At 56.1% G+C, this 18455-nt stretch carries 18 protein-coding genes; 5 read left to right on the top strand and 13 right to left on the bottom strand.

All coding sequences use genetic code 11. From position 1 onward, the window contains the following. Nucleotides 1-83: 83 nt before the first annotated feature. A protein-coding gene (locus PYR66_01715) for an IS3 family transposase (GenBank protein WEF28482.1) occupies nucleotides 84-1441 on the top strand; the annotation gives its coding sequence in 2 pieces (ribosomal slippage) (nucleotides 84-546 and nucleotides 546-1441; 1359 coding nt in all). Between the two features lie 73 nt (nucleotides 1442-1514). On the opposite strand, the gene trpS is transcribed toward PYR66_01715, so the two are convergent. The 12 genes from trpS to pilM form a co-directional block, all read right to left on the bottom strand. After that, nucleotides 1515-2519, bottom strand: a complete 1005-nt coding sequence (gene trpS / locus PYR66_01710) for a tryptophan--tRNA ligase (GenBank protein ID WEF28481.1) — start codon at nucleotides 2517-2519, stop codon at nucleotides 1515-1517. Next, a complete protein-coding gene (gene gph / locus PYR66_01705; GenBank protein ID WEF28480.1) occupies nucleotides 2512-3273 on the bottom strand; it encodes a phosphoglycolate phosphatase in 762 nt (253 codons plus the stop codon). The genes trpS and gph overlap by 8 nt, the downstream gene beginning before the upstream one ends. After that, on the bottom strand, nucleotides 3266-3943 hold the full coding sequence (rpe, locus tag PYR66_01700) for a ribulose-phosphate 3-epimerase (protein ID WEF28479.1): 678 nt from the start codon (nucleotides 3941-3943) through the stop codon (nucleotides 3266-3268). The genes gph and rpe overlap by 8 nt, the downstream gene beginning before the upstream one ends. A gap of 17 nt (nucleotides 3944-3960) precedes the next feature. Beyond that, entirely contained in the window at nucleotides 3961-4788 is an 828-nt protein-coding gene (gene dam, locus PYR66_01695) for an adenine-specific DNA-methyltransferase (protein WEF28478.1), read from the bottom strand. A 79-nt stretch (nucleotides 4789-4867) separates the two neighbouring features. Continuing rightward, nucleotides 4868-6160, bottom strand: a complete 1293-nt coding sequence (damX, locus tag PYR66_01690) for a cell division protein DamX (GenBank protein ID WEF28477.1) — start codon at nucleotides 6158-6160, stop codon at nucleotides 4868-4870. An 84-nt stretch (nucleotides 6161-6244) separates the two neighbouring features. Next, the gene (gene aroB, locus PYR66_01685) at nucleotides 6245-7339 is read right to left on the bottom strand and encodes a 3-dehydroquinate synthase (GenBank protein ID WEF28476.1); all 1095 of its coding nucleotides are present in this window, start codon (nucleotides 7337-7339) and stop codon (nucleotides 6245-6247) included. 54 nt (nucleotides 7340-7393) lie between these two features. Then, nucleotides 7394-7915 (bottom strand): shikimate kinase AroK, encoded by a 522-nt coding sequence (gene aroK / locus PYR66_01680; GenBank protein ID WEF28475.1) that lies wholly within the window; start codon nucleotides 7913-7915, stop codon nucleotides 7394-7396. Between the two features lie 270 nt (nucleotides 7916-8185). Then, a complete protein-coding gene (gene hofQ / locus PYR66_01675) occupies nucleotides 8186-9427 on the bottom strand; it encodes a DNA uptake porin HofQ (protein ID WEF28474.1) in 1242 nt (413 codons plus the stop codon). Further along, nucleotides 9336-9740: a HofP DNA utilization family protein gene (locus tag PYR66_01670; protein ID WEF30337.1), complete on the bottom strand. Its 405-nt coding sequence runs from the start codon at nucleotides 9738-9740 to the stop codon at nucleotides 9336-9338. The genes hofQ and PYR66_01670 overlap by 92 nt, the downstream gene beginning before the upstream one ends. Then, the gene (locus PYR66_01665; GenBank protein ID WEF28473.1) at nucleotides 9730-10167 is read right to left on the bottom strand and encodes a hypothetical protein; all 438 of its coding nucleotides are present in this window, start codon (nucleotides 10165-10167) and stop codon (nucleotides 9730-9732) included. Before PYR66_01665 ends, PYR66_01670 begins: the two co-directional genes overlap by 11 nt. Continuing rightward, entirely contained in the window at nucleotides 10151-10690 is a 540-nt protein-coding gene (locus PYR66_01660; protein WEF28472.1) for a PilN domain-containing protein, read from the bottom strand. Before PYR66_01660 ends, PYR66_01665 begins: the two co-directional genes overlap by 17 nt. Beyond that, entirely contained in the window at nucleotides 10678-11478 is an 801-nt protein-coding gene (gene pilM, locus PYR66_01655) for a pilus assembly protein PilM (GenBank protein ID WEF28471.1), read from the bottom strand. The genes PYR66_01660 and pilM overlap by 13 nt, the downstream gene beginning before the upstream one ends. A gap of 238 nt (nucleotides 11479-11716) precedes the next feature. On the opposite strand from pilM, the gene mrcA reads away from it, so the two are divergent. Next, entirely contained in the window at nucleotides 11717-14275 is a 2559-nt protein-coding gene (mrcA, locus tag PYR66_01650; protein WEF28470.1) for a peptidoglycan glycosyltransferase/peptidoglycan DD-transpeptidase MrcA, read from the top strand. 54 nt (nucleotides 14276-14329) lie between these two features. Here the strand turns inward: mrcA and nudE are convergent, their stop codons facing one another. Continuing rightward, nucleotides 14330-14890 carry an ADP compounds hydrolase NudE gene (nudE, locus tag PYR66_01645; GenBank protein WEF28469.1) on the bottom strand — a complete coding sequence of 187 codons (561 nt, stop codon included), beginning with the start codon at nucleotides 14888-14890 and terminating at the stop codon, nucleotides 14330-14332. Between the two features lie 286 nt (nucleotides 14891-15176). Here nudE and PYR66_01640 point away from each other — a divergent pair, with 286 nt between their 5' ends. The 3 genes from PYR66_01640 (at nucleotide 15177) to hslR (ending at nucleotide 18449) form a co-directional block, all read left to right on the top strand. Next, on the top strand, nucleotides 15177-17306 hold the full coding sequence (locus PYR66_01640; GenBank protein ID WEF28468.1) for an intracellular growth attenuator family protein: 2130 nt from the start codon (nucleotides 15177-15179) through the stop codon (nucleotides 17304-17306). Nucleotides 17307-17367: 61 nt separating this feature from the next. Continuing rightward, nucleotides 17368-18051 (top strand): GMP/IMP nucleotidase, encoded by a 684-nt coding sequence (gene yrfG / locus PYR66_01635; GenBank protein ID WEF28467.1) that lies wholly within the window; start codon nucleotides 17368-17370, stop codon nucleotides 18049-18051. Beyond that, nucleotides 18048-18449, top strand: a complete 402-nt coding sequence (hslR, locus tag PYR66_01630; GenBank protein WEF28466.1) for a ribosome-associated heat shock protein Hsp15 — start codon at nucleotides 18048-18050, stop codon at nucleotides 18447-18449. Before yrfG ends, hslR begins: the two co-directional genes overlap by 4 nt. The last annotated feature ends 6 nt before the right edge of the window (nucleotides 18450-18455 follow it).

Raw genomic sequence — 18455 nt, 5'->3', positions numbered from 1 at the left:
GCGGTATCACAGGCATAAAAAAACCGGGAATCTGAACTGCACCCAAAAAGTTGGACACCCAACGAAGTAAGGTGCAGTTTTTTATGAGCAAGTATTCTCTCAGCTTCAAGCTTGAGGTTGTGCAGCACTATCTTTCCGGGCTGGAAGGACAGGAGGCGACTGCAAAACGTTTTGGTATCGATCACAGTGCCGTTCGTAAATGGTCTGCTGCCTGGAAGCTCCATGGCGAAGCCGGGCTTACAACCCGGCATTTCACCTATTCTCCTGCTTTTAAAGAGTCCGTTATCCTGCATATGCGTGAACACCAGCTGTCTGTTCGCGAAGTCTGTGCAAAATTCACTATCCCTGCCTTTTCCACTGTTAGTCAGTGGGAACGACTGTATGATGAAGGGGGATTAGAAGCCCTTATAGACAGTCGACGCAAGAAAAAAACGATGCCAGAACGCCCTGAGAATCACCCCGTCCCTCCTTTGCAGACCCTTCTTGATCCGGATGAACGTGAGGAACTTGAACAACTGCGTGCTGAAGTGGCATATCTAAAAAAGCTGCAGGCCTTACTCAGGGAAAGAAGCACGTCAAAACGCGGGATAAAGCGCAGGTCGTGAATGAGTTAAGGCCGGAGTTCCCTCTTGCGCGCCTGTTAAAAGCGGCAGGGCTGGCGAGAAGCACGTTTTACTGGCAACTGGGCCGCGGTAAAAAACCAGACAAATATGCCGATGATAAGCAGCATATTTTAACGCTGTTCCATAAACATAAAGGACGGTATGGATACAGGCGAATCACGCTGGCTGGCCGCCGGGAAGGAAGCTTACTGAACCATAAAACGGTTCAGAGGCTAATGAAAGAGTTAGATTTAACTTGCTGTATCAGAAGGAAGAAATACAACTCTTACAGAGGCCGGTACGGGAAAATTGCGGGTAATGTGCTGAACCGGCAGTTCAGTGCGGATAAGCCCAACCAGAAGTGGGTAACAGATGTCACGGAATTTAAAATAAGCGGAGAAAAGCTGTATCTGTCTCCGGTTCTGGATCTGTATAACGGAGAAATAGTGGCGTATCAGATGGCGTCCCGTCCACTGCTATCGATGGTGGATGAGATGCTGTCGAAAGCGATGTCGGTACTGGGCAAAGACGAATACCCGCTACTGCACTCAGATCAGGGCTGGCAGTACCAGATGGCGCATTATCAGAAGCGACTTAAGGACGGCGGCCTGAAACAGAGCATGTCAAGAAAGGGAAACTGTCATGACAATGCAGTGATGGAGAGCTTCTTCGGCACACTGAAATCTGAGTGTTTTTACCTCACGGAACACAAGAGTATCAGCGAGTTGCGCATGGCTATCGATGACTACATCCACTATTACAACCATGAAAGAATAAAACAGAAACTGAAAGGCCTGAGTCCGGTAGAGTACCGAACCCAGGCCCAGATAACCGCTTAAAATAAACTGTCCAACATTATGGGGTCAGTTCAAATCTCCCGGTTTTTTTACATTCCACTCGCCAAAAAAAGGCTTATGGTTTGGCGACAAAGCCAATCGCTTCGTACACCGCTTTCAACGTTTTAGACGCATGCGCGCTGGCTTTCTCCGCGCCGTCTTTCATCACCTTGTTGAGGAAAGCTTCGTCGTTACGGAAACGGTGATAACGCTCCTGCAGCTCGGTCAACATGCCGGAAACCGCTTCGGCGACTTCGCCTTTCAGGTGACCGTACATTTTGCCTTCGAAGTGCTGTTCCAACTCTGGAATGCTCTGCCCGGTCACGGCGGAAAGAATGTCCAGCAGGTTGGAAACGCCCGCTTTATTTTGCAGATCGTAACGGACTACCGGCGGCTCGTCGGAGTCGGTCACCGCGCGTTTGATCTTCTTCACGACCGATTTCGGGTCTTCCAGCAGGCCGATGACGTTATTGCGGTTGTCGTCGGACTTGGACATCTTTTTGGTCGGCTCCAGCAGTGACATCACGCGCGCGCCGGACTTCGGAATGAACGGCTCAGGCACTTTGAAGATATCGCCATAAATTGCGTTGAAGCGCTGCGCGACATCACGGCTCAGTTCAAGGTGCTGTTTCTGGTCTTCGCCTACCGGAACCTGGTTGGTCTGGTACAGCAGAATGTCGGCGGCCATCAGCACCGGATAGTCAAACAGACCGGCGTTGATGTTTTCCGCGTAGCGCGCAGACTTGTCTTTAAACTGGGTCATACGGCTCAGTTCGCCGAAATAGGTGTAGCAGTTCAGCGCCCAGCCCAGCTGTGCGTGTTCCGGCACGTGAGACTGCACAAAGATGGTGCTCTTTTGCGGATCGATGCCACAGGCCAGATACAGCGCCAGGGTATCCAACGTTGCTTTACGCAGGTTCTGCGGATCCTGACGCACGGTGATCGCGTGCTGGTCAACGATGCAGTAAATACAGTGATAGTCATCCTGCATGTTTACCCATTGACGCAGCGCACCCATATAGTTGCCAATGGTCAATTCACCTGAGGGCTGTGCGCCACTAAAAACGATGGGCTTAGTCATTTTTTAATTCCTGAGTTTCACTGTACGGTAACCCGAGAACGGGCAAGAGTTCATTAAATTGTTCAAAGATAAAATCCGGTTCGCTCAGCGCGATCGGTTCACCATAGTTATAGCCGTAGGTCAGGCCGATAGAGCAACAGCCTGCCGCTTTCGCCGCCTGAATATCGTTTCGCGAATCGCCGACGAACAGCAGCTCGGCAGGCGCCAGCGAGAGCTTTTCCGCGACTAACAGCAGCGGATCCGGATGCGGCTTTTTATTCTTCACATCATCGCCGCCGATCACGACGCTAAAGTATTTAGCGATATCCAGCGCCTTAAGCAGCGGCGCAACGAACGGCGTCGGTTTGTTGGTGACCAGCGCCAACGGCAGGCCCTTTGCGTGCAGCGCGCCAAGCGTATCGGCCACCGCCGGGAACAAGAAGCTCCCTTCTTCCGCCGCTTCGGCGTAATAGCGGTCGAACAGTCTACGCAAAACGCGCAGCTGTTCGTCTTGCGGAATATCATGATTGTCGACGGAAGGTTTACCCATCGCCGCGCGTAACGTTGCGCGTTCCTGACGGGCCCAGGTCAACGCCCGCTCCATCAAGACGTCGGCGCCGTTGCCAATCCAGGTCACGACGCGTTCCTCACCCGCCACTGGTAGTTCCAGGGCGTAAAGCGCGCTATCAACAGCGGCAGTTAATCCTGGGGCGCTGTCGACCAGCGTACCATCCAGATCAAACGCAACGCCGCGAATTGCCTGTAACTTATCCATGGCTAACCTTCGCTAATTCACCACGCATTTGATCAATCACTTTTTTGTAGTCCGGCTGACCGAAGATCGCCGAGCCTGCGACAAACATATCCGCGCCAGCCGCGGCGATTTCACCGATATTGCTGGCTTTCACGCCGCCGTCAACTTCAAGGCGAATGTCGTAACCGGATTCATCAATAAGCTGACGCACCTGACGCAACTTTTCCAGCGTCTGCGGAATAAAGGACTGGCCGCCAAAACCCGGGTTAACTGACATCAGTAGGATCACGTCCAGTTTATCCATAACGTAATCGAGATAGCTCAGCGGCGTCGCCGGGTTGAACACCAGGCCCGCTTTACAGCCGTGTTCTTTGATAAGCTGCAGGCTGCGGTCTACGTGTTCGGAGGCTTCCGGGTGGAAGGTGATAATGCTGGCGCCGGCTTCGGCAAAATCAGGAATGATGCGGTCGACCGGTTTCACCATCAGGTGCACATCGATCGGCGCGGTAATACCGTAGTTGCGCAGCGACTTCAGCACCATTGGGCCAATCGTCAGATTCGGCACGTAGTGGTTGTCCATGACGTCGAAGTGTACGACATCCGCACCCGCCGCCAGCGCCTTAGCGGTATCCTCGCCCAAACGGGCAAAATCAGCCGACAGAATCGAAGGGGCAATCAAATACTGCTTCATCCGCATCTCCTTGAAATTTATTTGGTCTTCGGCGGACGGTACAGCGCTAATAGCTCGTCCACCTTTTTACGCGTACCACCGTTGCTGCTAATGCTGCGCCGAACCTTCACAATATGCGTTTCCGCCGCGTTTTTATACCATTCCTGCGTCAACGGCGTGCGATGGTTGGAGATAAGCACGGGGATCCGTTTTTCCATCAGCAGTTCCGCCTTTTGCGCCAGTAGTACCTGCTGCTCAAGGTTGAAGCTGTTGGTGTGGTAGGCGGTGAAGTTCGCCGTCGCCGTCAGCGGCGCATACGGCGGATCGCAATAAACCACCGTCCGGCTATCCGCCCGCTTCATGCACTCTTCATAAGATTCGCAGTAAAACTCGGCGTTCTGCGCCTTCGCGGCAAAATGATACAGTTCAACCTCGGGGAAATAAGGCTTTTTGTAGCGGCCAAACGGCACGTTGAACTCGCCGCGCAGATTGTAGCGGCACAGGCCGTTGTAGCCGTGGCGATTCAGATACAGGAACAACACCGCGCGACGCAGCGGGTCCTGGCTCTGGTTGAATTCATCGCGGTACTGATAGTAACGCTCAGCGGCGTTGTTTTCCGGCGTAAACATCTCACGCGACGCCGCGACGTATTCGTCGGTGCGCGATTTGACAATGTTGTACAGGCCGATCAGATCGCTGTTGATATCCGCGAGGATATAACGAGAAAAGTCGGTATTCAGGAATACCGACCCGGCACCCACAAAGGGCTCAATCAAGCACTCGCCTTCCGGCAAATGCTTTTTAATATCGTCAAGCAGGGGGTATTTCCCCCCTGCCCACTTCAGAAAAGCGCGATTCTTTTTCATGCTGCCTAACTAATTACACTTTCTCCGGCTGTGGAGAAACAGCTCCGACAGCATCCTGCGCTTAAGACTACTCGCGGCATTACTTCAGGTCAGCTTGTACCTGATGCAGCGGTTTTGCCCACGGATTTTTCGCCTGCACATCCGCAGGGAGCGTGGAGACAGCACGTTTCGCTTCATCTTTCGAAGCGTAGATGCCGCTGACCAGCACGTACCACGGTTGACCGTTGCGAGTCGTCTCATAGACAACATATTTTTCCAGCTTCTCTTTCTTCGCCCAGTTATTCAGGTTGTTGTAGTTAGAGGAGCTGCTGAGCTGCAACGTGTAGTTGCCAGCCGGGGCGGACTTCATCGAACCAACGTCGCCAGCCGTTTTGCCGCCAGCCGCTGCAGTCGCTGTAGGCGCGGTGGTCGCCGCCGGGACAGTTGCCGCTGCACTCGGCGCAGTCGTTGCCGGTGCGGTCGTTGCCGCAGGTTTAGTCTGCGCAGTCGCGACAGGCTTGCTAGCGGTCGCTGCAGGCGCGTTTTCTACATGCTTAGGCTTGGTTTCAACCGGTGCTTTGGCGGTAGCCTGCGGTTTGCTCTGCGGTTTCGGCTCAATGATGACCTGTTTGCGCTCGGCAGGACGCGGCGTCGCGGCAGTCTGACGCTCGGCGCTTTGACGCGGAGCGGCGCCATTACGTACCGGCGCAACGGTTGCAGGCTCGGTCGGTAAAGTGGAAGCCACCGCGCTATCCATCTGCCCCTGCTGTTGGGTCAGCGCATTGTTCAGATCGCCCTGAACTTCCACGCGCTGCTGGCCCTGCGGCTCGGTGGCAGGCTGCCCCTGAGTCGGGTTAGAGGCGATCGGCGGCAGAGAAACATCCTGCTGCTGTGGCGGATTAGTATTGCCTGCAGTCTGATCAACCGGCTGCGCGGCGTTAGTGTTCTGGTCAGCCGTCATGCTTTGGTCGCCGGACAGGTTAACGCTCTTCTCACCAGAAGCGGATTCATTGGAAGAAGAAGATGGCGATTTCAGCGCCGAACCCACGCCAACGATCAGCAGCAGGAGTACCAGGACCCCAACGCCCATCATCACATACTGGCGGGAAGCCGGCTTAGCCGGGGCCTTTTTACGCTTACGCGGACGGCGTTCAACCTGCTGCTCTTCTTCTGCCTCTTCTTCGGACTCGAAGTCCTCTTCATACTCTTCTTCTTCATCGCGTTCACGACGGGCTTTATTCGCGCGCGTCGGACGGCCTTCATCGGCCTCAAGATCGAGATCGTCAAAATTGATCTGCGGATCGGCATCACGCTCGGAAGACTGACGGGAACGACCAGCGCGACGATCGTTGCGATCGGCTTTCATATCGTCTTCTGGTTTTAAATCATCCATTTAACACCCCACTAAAAGGCTTATGCTCACGATTATCGCATGTCACCCGAAATGATAACGCCGCGCGGACGCGGCTAGACCTTCTTATTGTTGCGCCTGCTGAGTATCAGCAATCGCGCCAAGAACTACATCGTGCGACACTCCGCCGCGAACCTCGCTTTTTCCTATAGCGAGCGGCAATACCAGGCGCATCTCGCCTGCCAGTACCTTTTTATCACGCATCATGTGGGGCAAATACGCTTCTGCAGACATTTCCTGCGGCCCGCGTACCGGCAACCCTGCACGTAGCAACAGCGCGATAATACGTTGCGTGTCCCGCGCGCTAAACTGCCCTAAACGTTCGGACGTATGCGCCGCCATGACCATACCTGCCGCCACGGCTTCGCCATGTAGCCAGTTACCGTAGCCCATTTCAGCTTCGATAGCATGACCAAATGTATGCCCAAGATTCAGTAAAGCACGTAACCCGGTTTCGCGCTCGTCGGCGGCAACAACTTCGGCTTTCAGCTCACAACAACGGCGAATACAGTACGCCATCGCTTTCTCATCCAGCGCCATCAGCGCATCGATGTTGTCTTCCAGCCAGGAGAAGAACTCAGCGTCGAGGATAATGCCGTACTTAATGACTTCAGCCAGCCCGGAGGAGAGCTCACGCTTCGGCAATGTCTTGAGACAACTCAGATCGACCACAACGGAAACCGGTTGCCAGAAGGCGCCAATCATGTTTTTACCGAGGGGATGGTTTACGGCCGTTTTGCCGCCTACCGAAGAGTCCACCTGCGAAAGCAGAGTGGTTGGAACCTGAATAAAACGTACGCCACGCTGATAGCTCGCTGCGGCAAAACCGGTTAAATCGCCCACCACACCGCCGCCAAGCGCCACTAATGTGGTGTCGCGGCCGTGTGGTTTTTGCAACAGCGCGGTAAATACCGTATCCATGACCGCCAGGCTTTTATACTGCTCGCCGTCGGGTAGGATGACGCTGTCGACGTTGACGCCCGCTTGCTCCAGTACGGAGCGAACGGTATCAAGATAAAGCGGCGCCAGCGTTTCATTGGTGACCAGCATGACCTGGTCGCCTGATTTCAGTGGCAGAAAGGAAGCTGGATCGTTAAACAAACCAGCCGCGATGGTAATCGGGTAACTACGTTCCCCGAGGGTTACAGTAAGCCTCTCCATAACGCGACGTCCACCTCAGTTGCTTTTACTCTGACGCACTTTATTAAGCCAGAATCAGTTGCTTTCCAGCATATGAATAATCTGGTTTGCGACAACTTTCGCGCTTTGATCGTCAGTGCGGATAGTCACATCAGCGATCTCTTCATACAGCGGATTGCGTTCATCTGCCAACGCTTCAAGAACTTCACGTGGCGGCGCATCTACTTGTAGTAAAGGACGCTTTTTATCGCGCTGCGTACGAGCAAGTTGTTTTTCGATTGTCGTTTCCAGGTAGACCACCACGCCGCGGGCGGAGAGACGGTTACGCGTTTCACGGGATTTTACTGAGCCGCCGCCAGTCGCGAGTACGATTCCCTGTTTTTCCGTCAACTCATTGATGATTTTTTCTTCACGATCGCGGAAGCCTTCTTCGCCTTCGACATCGAAGACCCAGCCGACATCTGCGCCAGTGCGTTTCTCAATCTCTTGATCAGAATCGTAAAATTCCATGCTGAGCTGTTGGGCTAACTGGCGCCCAATAGTGCTTTTGCCGGCACCCATAGGCCCAACCAGAAAGATATTGCGTTTCTCTGCCATTTTTTCGGTACTACTAAGACTATTCGTTAATGATAAACCCGCTTCGCAGACACCCAGCGCAGCAGGACATGAACTGAAACCTCATATGCAATAGAGCGAGAGTCAGACTAAAAATTATCTCAATACTCCGGCAGGTTTGGCAACAGAATAAAATTACCGGACAATAAAGGGAGGATTGATGCCGTACCCGACTCTCAAATCGGTACCCCTTGTATGCTAAATCCGTCCCCGCGTCAAACACCTGAAACGTGTTTAGCATGAAAAACCCGCTTAATGCACTGCCAGAATCCGTGGTGTAATGAAGACAACCAGCTCACGTCGCTCATTATCTTTACCATCATGACGAAACAGTTGGCCGAGCAGCGGAATATCGCCAAGCAGCGGAATAGCATCGCTTGCCGATTTATTCTTCTGTGAAAAAATCCCGCCCAGCGCCAGCGTCTCTCCGCTTTTCACCTCAACCTGCGTTTCAATCTCCTGCTTATCGATCGCCAGCGCTTCGCCGTTTTCCTGCTGCAGCACCTGTCCGGGAGTATTTTCGCTAATCCGCAGCTTCAGGCGCACGCGATCCTGCTGCAGCACCGTTGGCGTCACCTCCATGCCCAGCACCGCTTCTTTAAACTCCACCGAGGTCCCGCCATTGTCGCCGCTAGAGACTTGATAGGGGATTTCGCTACCCTGCTTGATGCTGGCGGGCTGCATATGCGACGCCAGCAGACGTGGGCTGGCTATGATTTCCACCTGCTGTTTCTGCTCAAGGGCGGAAAGCTCCAACTCTAACAGCCGACCGTTAATCCGCCCAATGTTAAACCCGGCGCGGGTTGTCGCGTCCGGCACCGACAGATCGCTGGTCAACGTCGTGATCTTCCCCATCCCAGGCGTACTACTGGCTTCCGCCAGGCTCCACTTCACGCCAAGCTCGCGCAGGCTGGTCGCGCTCATCGATACAATATGCGCCTCCAGCTCCACCTGACCGACCGGTAGATCCATTTCTGCGACCCACGTTTTAAGCGCAGGCAGATGGCGGGCGTCATCGCGAATTAACAAACGGTTGGTACGCCGGTCGACGGTCATGCTGCCGCGGGCGCTCAGCAGCTTGCCGCCGGCTTTCGCTAACTCGTCGGCGTCAGCATAGCGTATCGGTATGCTGTGTCCCTGGAGCGGCAGATTCTGCCAGCGCCGGGTCTGCTCAACGTCCTGTTGCGCTCGCTTCGCCTGCTGCCAGGCCTGAGTATGAATGGACAAAACCGTCCCTTGCTGGCTCATCGTCAGCCCGGCGCTGTCGATAACCGACTGCAATGCCTGCCGCCAGGGGAGGTTATCCAGGCGCAGCGAGACTGTGCCGCTGACGTCCGGCGCCACCACCAGATTGAGTTTCTGCATTTCCGCCAGACTCTGTAAAACCTGAGCGACCGGAACGTCATCGACGATCAGCGACACCGGCGGCTCTTTTTTTGCCGCTGTGCCCGGTAGAGGCAGCAGCAGAAGTAGCAGGCATATCCTTCGCATCATGTTGGCTTCCTTCACGTTGCCAGACCCATCGCGCAGGGTCGCAATCAGCGCCAGTGGCCATGGTTATTGTCTCCGCCGTTAGCTGCTGAATGCGCCAGCCGCCGGGTAAAACGTCATTGATCCGCACGCGTCGCCATAGCCCGGCGTGATCCTGAATAAGCCCCAGCCACTGCCGATCGCTGCCCGCCCCGCCACCGTAGCGCCACTGCGCCAACAACGTTGTCTGGCAGCGATCCTCAACCGGCAGAAAAGGATCGCGCGCGCCAGTCAGCAATGGGCAGACAAGCAGCAGCATCCAGCCCTTATGCTTCATCATCGTTCTCCAACTGCAACGACATCTGCAGCGAAGCATCTTCATAGCTCAGCGAAAAGGCCGTGACCCGTACGCCGCAATCAGCAAGCCAGGCAAACAGCGGCGGTACCGCCTGCCAGTTGACCTCCACCAGCATGTCACCACCGCCGTCTCGCGGTTGCCAGGTCCGCAGCGTGACGCCCGTGTTTGGTATATCCAACGGCGAAAAGCGTCGGGTCGTCCACTCATCCGTCGCGCGTTGCGCCAGCACAGCGCGTAACGGTAACAGCCGTCGCCATTGCGCCTGTAATGGCGGCGAGGCGGGATGCGCCAGATGAACCTCGGTGGACCAGAACGCCAGATACGCAACAGACGCCAAAACAGCGCTGGATAGTAGCGCCAGCGGCCATCCGCGCAGAGACGACAAGCGTTCAACGACGCTCCGCATGGCCAGTCTCTCCCGCAAGGAAAAAGCTAAATGACCAGCGCCCTTGCTCATCGCGTCGCGTAGCGCCTGCTTTCGCCGGGAGAAATCCCTCCAGCTTGCCGAGCGCCTTTTCCAGCGCCGCCACCGACTGTAGATTCAGCGCGAGCCCGCTGAGAGTGATACCCTGCGGCTGGTAGTCAAACCGGGTCAGCCACAGTGATTCCGGCAACAGAGCCGCCAGCGCCAGTAGTCTCGGTTGCCAGGCCTGCGTTGCCGCGCGCCGCCGTACCCGCTGGGCTTGCCATTCGCCGTGCTGGAGCTGTTCGCGTAACGCCCCCTCACGCTGCGCAAACGCGGAGTAGATCTGATTTTCAGCCTGCGCGCGCGCCACGCGCTGCTCCGCCTCTACCTGGCGCAACGTACGCAATGACAGCGTCAGCGCAATAATGCTAAGTATCACCCCCACAGCCAGTAACCCACCCAGGCGGATCCGCTGCCGCCGACGCGCTTCACGCCACGGAAGAAGGTTAATCAACCCTCCCATGATGACTTCCCCCCTAACGCCAGTCCCAGCGCGATAGCGAAGCGATCGCCGCAGGCAGGAAGCGGCGGCTGCAGGCGGTGAATCGCGCTCCAGCAGTCAAAACCGCATTCAGCCAGCGGCGAGCTGCTGCAGAGCTGGAATTCATCGTCGCTAAGCCGCGAGGTTAATTGCGCGAAAGAGGAGGCCTCGCTGCATGGACAGTAGCCCCAGCGTTCCTGAGTTGCCCACAGCCACTGCGCGTCGCCCTGCCAGGCCAACCCCTGTGTGGCGTCAGGTAACCAGGGAAAAAAAGAAGAGAGCGCTGCCGCATCCGGTACGATTGCCGTCAGCCGGAGCTTCAGCCGCCGCGCCAGCTGGCGCAAGACGTCAACATCCAGACGCTGAGCCGCCGTCGCCTGCCAGCCATTATTAGCCGGGCTGGCGACATAATCGATACATAGCGAAGACGCGGGCATTTCCAGCTGGCGGGCCATCGTGCCGGTTATCCACGCCGCGCTTTCGCTCTCCCGTAACGCGACCTGCGGCGCTGGCAGCTGTTTTTGCAGCGTCCGGCTTGCCGGCAGGGCAATACTCACTTGGTGCTGAAGCGGCAGTTCACGGCGCCACTGGCGTAGCTGTCCTACCACCTCGTTAACATCAACGATTCTACCCTGCTGCACCAGCCCCGGGGCTAGCGGGATCCGCCACCAGCGACGCAACGCCCAGTGGCCACGCTCATAGAGCAACGCCACAATGGCGACGCTGTCCTGTTGAATGTGAATTCCTATGCGCCAATTTCTGAAAGTCATGCTTAGATCTCCTTATCCGCGATTGCGATTCAAGGAGCAGCCTGGATATACCTCGCGGCGAAACGGGGGTACGTGCACGAGGCTTCCGATGGGTACCGACCCCATAGCTGAAGGCAGGTAGACAGCAAGCCGCCCCGCTGCTGAACAATGGGGGGTATATCAATGCTCCTGGCTTGCCTTTATACTACCGCGCGTTTGTTTATAAACTGCCCAAATAAAACTAAATGGGAAATCTCCGGTGAAGTTCGTAAAGTATCTTTTTATCCTTGCAGTTTGTTGCGTTCTGCTGGGAGCAGGCTCGATTTATGGCCTCTACAAATTTATAGAGCCGCAACTCCCCGACGTCGCGACCTTAAAGGATGTGCGCCTGCAGATCCCGATGCAGGTCTATAGCGCGGATGGCGAGCTCATTGCGCAATACGGCGAAAAGCGCCGCATCCCCGTGACTCTGCAGCAAATGCCGCCGGAGCTGATAAAAGCGTTTATCGCTACCGAAGATAGCCGCTTCTATGAGCATCATGGCGTTGACCCCGTGGGGATTTTCCGCGCCGCCAGCGTGGCGATGTTCTCCGGCCACGCCTCGCAGGGCGCCAGTACCATTACCCAGCAGCTCGCGCGAAACTTCTTCCTCAGCCCGGAGAAGACGCTGACGCGTAAAATCAAAGAGGTTTTCCTCGCGATTCGCATTGAGCAGTTGCTGAATAAAGATGAGATTCTCGATCTTTACCTCAACAAGATTTACCTCGGCTACCGCGCCTACGGCGTCGGCGCCGCCGCGCAGGTTTACTTCGGGAAATCGGTTGATCAGCTCACCCTGAGCGAAATAGCCGTGATCGCCGGTCTGCCAAAAGCGCCTTCAACCTTTAACCCGCTCTATTCAATGGATCGCGCCACTGCTCGTCGCAACGTAGTCCTGTCGCGTATGCTGAGCGAAGGCTATATCACTCAGACTCAGTACGATCAGGCGCGCAGCGAAGCGATCGACGCCCGCTACCACGCGCCGGAAATCGCGTTTTCCGCCCCATACCTCAGCGAAATGGTGCGTCAGGAAATGGTTAATCGCTATGGCGAACAGGCCTACGAAGACGGCTACCGCGTCTACACCACCATCACGCGTAAAAACCAACAGGCCGCCCAGCAGTCGGTGCGTAAAAACGTCCTGGACTACGACATGCGCCATGGCTATCGCGGCCCGGCCAATGTGCTATGGAAAGTTGGCGAAACCCCATGGGATAACAAGAAAATCGTCAATACGTTGAAAAAGCTGCCGGGCGTTGGCCCGCTGGCGCCTGCGGTGGTGACTTCGGCTAACCCGCAGGAAGCGGTTGCGCTGCTCGGCAACGGCACATCGGTCGCGCTGACGATGGACGGCGTCCGCTGGGCCCGTCGCTACGTTTCCGATACGCAGCAAGGCTCCACACCGCGTAAAGTCACCGACGTCGTACAAACCGGACAGCAAATTTGGGTACGCCAGGTTGGCGACAACTGGTGGTTGTCTCAGGTGCCGGAAGTGAACTCCGCTCTGGTGTCAATCAACCCGCAAAATGGCGCGATCATCGCTCTGGTCGGCGGCTTTGACTTCAACCAGAGCAAATTCAACCGCGCGACCCAGGCGCTGCGGCAGGTTGGTTCCAACATCAAACCATTCCTCTATACCGCCGCGATGGACAAAGGCTTAACCCTGGCCAGTATGCTTAACGATGTGCCCATTTCCCGCTGGGATGCCGGCGCGGGCTCCGACTGGCGACCGAAAAACTCGCCGCCGCAGTACGCCGGTCCGATTCGTCTGCGCCAGGGCTTAGGCCAGTCAAAGAACGTGGTAATGGTGCGTGCGATGCGCGCAATGGGCGTCGATTATGCGGCAGAGTACCTGCAACGTTTTGGTTTCCCGGCGCAAAACATCGTCCATACCGAATCGCTGGCGCTGGGTTCCGCCTCCTTTACCCCGCTACAAGTGGCCCGCGGCTACTCGGTGATGGCTAACGGCGGCTTCCTGATTAGCCCGTACTTTATTAGTAAAATTGAGAACGACCAGGGCGGCGTGCTGTTTGAAGAGCATCCAAAAGTGGCCTGCCCACAGTGCAACTCGCCGGTGATCTACGGCGATACGCCGAAATCCAACGTGCTGGAAAACCAGGACGTTGAAGAAGTTGCGACCTCTCAGGAGCCGCAAAACGGCGACGTTCCGCCGCAACCGCAACTTGAGCAAGCTAACCAGTCGCTGGTTGCGCAAAGCGGCGCGCCGGAATACGCCCCGCATGTGATTAACACGCCGCTGGCCTTCTTGATCAAGAGCGCGCTGAATACCAACATTTTCGGCGAACCGGGTTGGATGGGCACCGGCTGGCGCGCAGGCCGCGACCTGCAGCGTCACGATATCGGCGGTAAAACCGGGACCACCAACAGTTCGAAAGATGCGTGGTTCTCCGGCTACGGTCCGGGCGTCGTCACTTCAGTGTGGATTGGTTTCGATGACCATCGCCGCGATCTGGGACGCACGACTGCGTCCGGCGCAATTAAAGATCAGATTTCGGGGTATGAAGGCGGCGCCAAAAGCGCCCAGCCAGCCTGGGACGACTTTATGAAACGCGTGCTGGAAGGCGTGCCGGAAGAGCCATTCACACCGCCGCCAGGCATCGTGACGGTGAATATCGATCGCAGCACCGGTCAGTTGGCCAACGGCGGCAATAGCCGCGCCGAATATTTCATCGAAGGCACACAGCCGACCCATCAGGCGGTGCGTGAAGTCGGTACGACGATCACTGATAGCGGTGGCGAAACCCACGAGCTGTTCTAATAAAAAAAGCGCCTGCGGGCGCTTTTTTTATGGTTCGGGATCAGGATTTGTGAATTACAAACGCCCCTGTGCCTGTAGCCATTCACGTACCAGGAACAGCGCGCTAACGTTACGCGCTTCATTGAAATCTTCTTCTTCCAACAATGCCATCAGCTGCGACAACGGCCAACGCACCTGCGGCAATGGTTCGGGTTCATCGCCCGGCAGCGATTCCGGATAGAGATCTTCCGCCACCATGATATTCATTTTGCTGGAGAAATAGGAGGGCGCCATGCTGAGTTTTTTCAGGAAAGTCAGTTGGCGCGCGCCGAAGCCGACCTCTTCTTTCAGCTCGCGGTTGGCAGCTTCCATGGCGGTTTCGCCAGGGTCGATAAGCCCTTTGGAGAAACCCAATTCGTAGGATTCCGTGCCGACAGCATATTCACGGATTAAAATAATGTGGTCATCGACAATCGGCACAATCATTACAGCTTCACGCGCTGTAGGCCGCATGCGTTCATAAACGCGACGCACGCCATTGCTAAATTCCAGGTCCACGCTTTCAACATTAAAAAGACGCGAACGCGCTACCGTTTCAACGTTGAGAATGGTGGGTTTTTGTAATGATTTGCTCATTGTCATCGGTCTATGCTGTGATTACAGAAGTCATTGTGCGATACGCAGCACGGTTTCGGCAATCCAAATTGCCACTAATTTACATACTTGCAACCTTTCGCTCGCAATGCAAAGATTCATAAAGACAAAAAAGTCAATAGGTTGAAATTGTTTTGGGAATTTACCGATTCCTGAGTTTTAACGTTTTTGATAAGATTACATGCTGCTGCTTTGCACAATAAATTTTCCTGCATTAGACAACATGTGCCGATAGACAATTAAAATTACTATGACTGATGGGATGGGCATGGGCACCTTTCTGACTTTTTTCACAGCTCTGCTACTCTGCGCCGTGCTTATCGGGTGGTGGTATCGATCTCATGCCAGACGTCGCCGCCTTCCCTTACTGCATGCCTTTAGCGACGCCACGACCCGCAAGCTTTCCGATGAGGAACGACTGGCGGTTGAAAAGTATCTCGACGGCCTCAGCCAGTCGCAGCAGGTGCCGGCGACCGGCGCCAGCGTCGCGCCGATCGCGCTAACGCTCAACGAACAGAGCGACACCGTTTATACCGTTACCAGAGCGATCACCCGCTATGGGATCTCTTCCGATGAGCCCAATAAATGGCGCTACTTCCTTGATTCGGTAGAAGTTCACCTGCCGCCATTCTGGGAACAGCATATCAATGATGAGAACAGCGTCTCGCTGATCCCGACCGATAGCTTACCTCTGGTCATCGTGCTCAACGACCATGCGCTACGCGACTACCCGCAGGAGGCCCGTAGCTACGCGCTTGAGCGCGCATCAGCGACTCAGGCGTCGATTCGCGGCGAAGAGAGCGAACAGGTTGAGCTGCTGAACATCCGCCAGGAGAGCCAGGAGGAGCATGCCCTCAGTCGCCCCGATAGCCTGCGCGAAGGGATACTGATCGTCGCCGCGTTTTTACTGTTTTATTGCTGCCTGATCTCGCCTGATGTCTTCGCGCCGTGGCTACTGGGCGGCGGCGTACTGCTGCTGACCGCCGGCGTATGGGGCATCTATGCTCCGCCACTCACCGGATCGCTTCGCGAAATCCACTGTCTGCGCGGAATGCCGAAACGCTGGGGGCTGTTTGGCGAAAATGACCAGGAACACGTCAACAATATCTCATTGGGGATTATCGACCTTATCTACCCGCGCCACTGGCAACCGTGGATTACTCAGGACCTGGGGCAGCAGACCGATATCGATATTTACCTTAACCGCCACGTTGTCCGCCAGGGTCGCTTCCTGTCGCTGCATGACGAAGTTAAGCACTTCCCGCTGCAGTACTGGCTGCGCAGCGCGATTATCGCCGCCGGCGCACTTCTGGTGGTGGTGATGTTATGGGTTAGCGTACCGCTGAATATGCCGTTTAAGTTCACCCTCTCCTGGCTCAAAGGCGCGCAAACCATCGAAGCCACGACCGTCGGTCAGCTTGAGAAAGCGAAAGTGCGCATCGGCGACACCCTGCAACTGAAAGGCACCGGCATGTGCAATATCCGCACGCCGGGCACCTGGAGCGCAAAAGAAGAGTCACCGTTCGCCCCATTCGACTGCTCGCAGATTATCTGGAACGACGCGCCTCCCCTGCCGTTACCGGAGTCCGATGTCGTCGGTAAAGCCACCGCGCTGGTGCAATCGGTACAGCGCCAGCTGCACCCCGATCCGGATGACGATTCGCACGTCAGTCCGGCGCTGCGCTCAGCCATTCAGAAATCAGGCATGGTGCTACTGGATGACTTCGGCGATATCGTACTGAAAACCAATGAACTATGCGCCGCGCAAGATGACTGCGTCCGGCTGAAGAACGCGCTGGTCAACCTCGGCAATACCCGCAATTGGGAAGCGCTGATCAAGCGCGCCGCCGCGGGCAAACTCGACGGCGTTAACGTATTACTGCGTCCGGTTAGCGCCGAGTCTCTGGAAAACCTGGTGACCACTTCAACAGCGCCGTTCGTGATGCGCGAAACCTCCCGCGCTGCCCAGGCGTTAAACAGCCCGGCGCCGGGCGGATTCCTGATCGCCAGCGACGAAGGCAGCGAACTGGTGAATCAGCCGTGGCCGGCCATTAGTCTGTACGATTATCCGGCCCACGAGCAGTGGGGCGAGCTGCAGCGACTGGCGGGTATGCTGATGCACACGCCGTTCCATGCGGAGGGGATTGTCACGAATCTCTACACTGACGCCAACGGCACCCAGCATATCAACCTGCATCGCATTCCTGACCGTAGCGGGCTCTGGCGCTATCTCGGCACCACGCTGCTGCTGCTGGCGATGCTCGGCTGTATGTCGTGGCACGGCGTACAAGCTATCCGCCGCTACCAGCGTCACCGCCAGCGGATGGAAGAAATTCACAAATATTATGAAAGCTGCCTGAATCCGGTTCTCATCCCTTCTCCGGATCATCAAGAGTAATTCTTGCGCGTCAGGGTGTGATACCCTGTCGCGCATTTCCCCCTCTCGCTGGAGACTCACCATGCAGGTAAATATCGCGTGGCAGGAGGTTGATACCGTTCTGCTGGATATGGATGGCACGCTGCTCGACCTCGCGTTTGACAACGACTTCTGGCAAAAATTGGTCCCGGAAGCCTTTGGCGCCGCTCGTGGGCTCACTCTGCAGGAAGCCAAAGCGGCAATACATCAGGAGTATCACGCCGTGCAGCATACGCTAAACTGGTACTGTCTTGATTACTGGAGCGAGCGACTGGGTTTGGATATTTGTGCGATGACCAGCGAACAGGGGCCGCGAGCAAAACTGCGTGACGATACCGTACCGTTCCTTGACGCGCTGCAGGCCAGCGGCAAGCGCCGCATCTTGCTGACCAACGCGCACCCGCATAACCTGGCGGTTAAGCTGAAGCATACCGGCCTGGACGCGCACCTTGATTTATTACTTTCCACCCACACATTTGGTTATCCGAAAGAGGATCAGCGCCTGTGGCGCGCGGTGGCAGAGGAAACCGGCCTTGATGCGCGCAAAACGCTGTTTGTCGATGACAGCGAAGCAATCCTGAACGCGGCGGCGCAGTTCGGCATTCGTTATTGCCTGGGCGTCACCAACCCGGACTCCGGTCTGGCGGAAAAGCAGTATGTCCGCCATCCCGGGGTGAACGATTACCGGCGCCTGATCCCTTCGCTGACCCCGAAGGAGAGGCCATGAAAGACAAGCCCGCAGAAAGCGTCAGGCTGGACAAATGGCTCTGGGCCGCCCGCTTTTATAAAACTCGCGCCATCGCGCGCGAGATGGTTGAAGGCGGCAAGGTACACTACAACGGACAACGTAGTAAGCCGAGCAAAATCGTCGAGCTGAATGCCACCCTGATCCTACGTCAGGGCAACGACGAGCGCACCGTTATCGTCAAAAGCATTACCGAACAACGCAGGCCAGCCAGTGAAGCCGTCATGCTGTATGAAGAGACGGCACAGAGCATCGAGAAACGCGAAAAAATGGCGCTGGCGCGCAAGTTGAATGCGCTCACCATGCCGCACCCAGACAGACGTCCGGACAAAAAAGAGCGCCGCGACCTGATGAGATTTAAACACGGCGACAGCGAATAGCGCTGC

It is taken from the genome of Klebsiella aerogenes (assembly GCA_029027985.1).
In the GTDB taxonomy this organism is placed as follows: Bacteria; Pseudomonadota; Gammaproteobacteria; order Enterobacterales; family Enterobacteriaceae; genus Klebsiella; species Klebsiella aerogenes_A.
The sequence above is the reverse complement of the archived record's forward strand: the minus strand, read 5'-3'. Positions and strand labels throughout refer to the sequence as shown.

Bases quoted from the DNA above. Each gene is read 5' to 3' on its own strand.
- hslR (WEF28466.1), top strand. From the start codon at position 18,048: ATGAAAGACAAGCCCGCAGAAAGCGTCAGGCTGGACAAATGGCTCTGG.
- dam (WEF28478.1), bottom strand. From the start codon at position 4,788: ATGAAAAAGAATCGCGCTTTTCTGAAGTGGGCAGGGGGGAAATACCCC.
- damX (WEF28477.1), bottom strand. From the start codon at position 6,160: ATGGATGATTTAAAACCAGAAGACGATATGAAAGCCGATCGCAACGAT.
- pilM (WEF28471.1), bottom strand. From the start codon at position 11,478: ATGACTTTCAGAAATTGGCGCATAGGAATTCACATTCAACAGGACAGC.
- nudE (WEF28469.1), bottom strand. From the start codon at position 14,890: ATGAGCAAATCATTACAAAAACCCACCATTCTCAACGTTGAAACGGTA.
- hofQ (WEF28474.1), bottom strand. From the start codon at position 9,427: ATGATGCGAAGGATATGCCTGCTACTTCTGCTGCTGCCTCTACCGGGC.
- aroK (WEF28475.1), bottom strand. From the start codon at position 7,915: ATGGCAGAGAAACGCAATATCTTTCTGGTTGGGCCTATGGGTGCCGGC.
- PYR66_01670 (WEF30337.1), bottom strand. From the start codon at position 9,740: ATGAAGCATAAGGGCTGGATGCTGCTGCTTGTCTGCCCATTGCTGACT.
- yrfG (WEF28467.1), top strand. From the start codon at position 17,368: ATGCAGGTAAATATCGCGTGGCAGGAGGTTGATACCGTTCTGCTGGAT.
- gph (WEF28480.1), bottom strand. From the start codon at position 3,273: ATGGATAAGTTACAGGCAATTCGCGGCGTTGCGTTTGATCTGGATGGT.
- PYR66_01665 (WEF28473.1), bottom strand. From the start codon at position 10,167: ATGCGGAGCGTCGTTGAACGCTTGTCGTCTCTGCGCGGATGGCCGCTG.
- aroB (WEF28476.1), bottom strand. From the start codon at position 7,339: ATGGAGAGGCTTACTGTAACCCTCGGGGAACGTAGTTACCCGATTACC.
- trpS (WEF28481.1), bottom strand. From the start codon at position 2,519: ATGACTAAGCCCATCGTTTTTAGTGGCGCACAGCCCTCAGGTGAATTG.
- PYR66_01640 (WEF28468.1), top strand. From the start codon at position 15,177: ATGGGCACCTTTCTGACTTTTTTCACAGCTCTGCTACTCTGCGCCGTG.
- PYR66_01660 (WEF28472.1), bottom strand. From the start codon at position 10,690: ATGGGAGGGTTGATTAACCTTCTTCCGTGGCGTGAAGCGCGTCGGCGG.
- rpe (WEF28479.1), bottom strand. From the start codon at position 3,943: ATGAAGCAGTATTTGATTGCCCCTTCGATTCTGTCGGCTGATTTTGCC.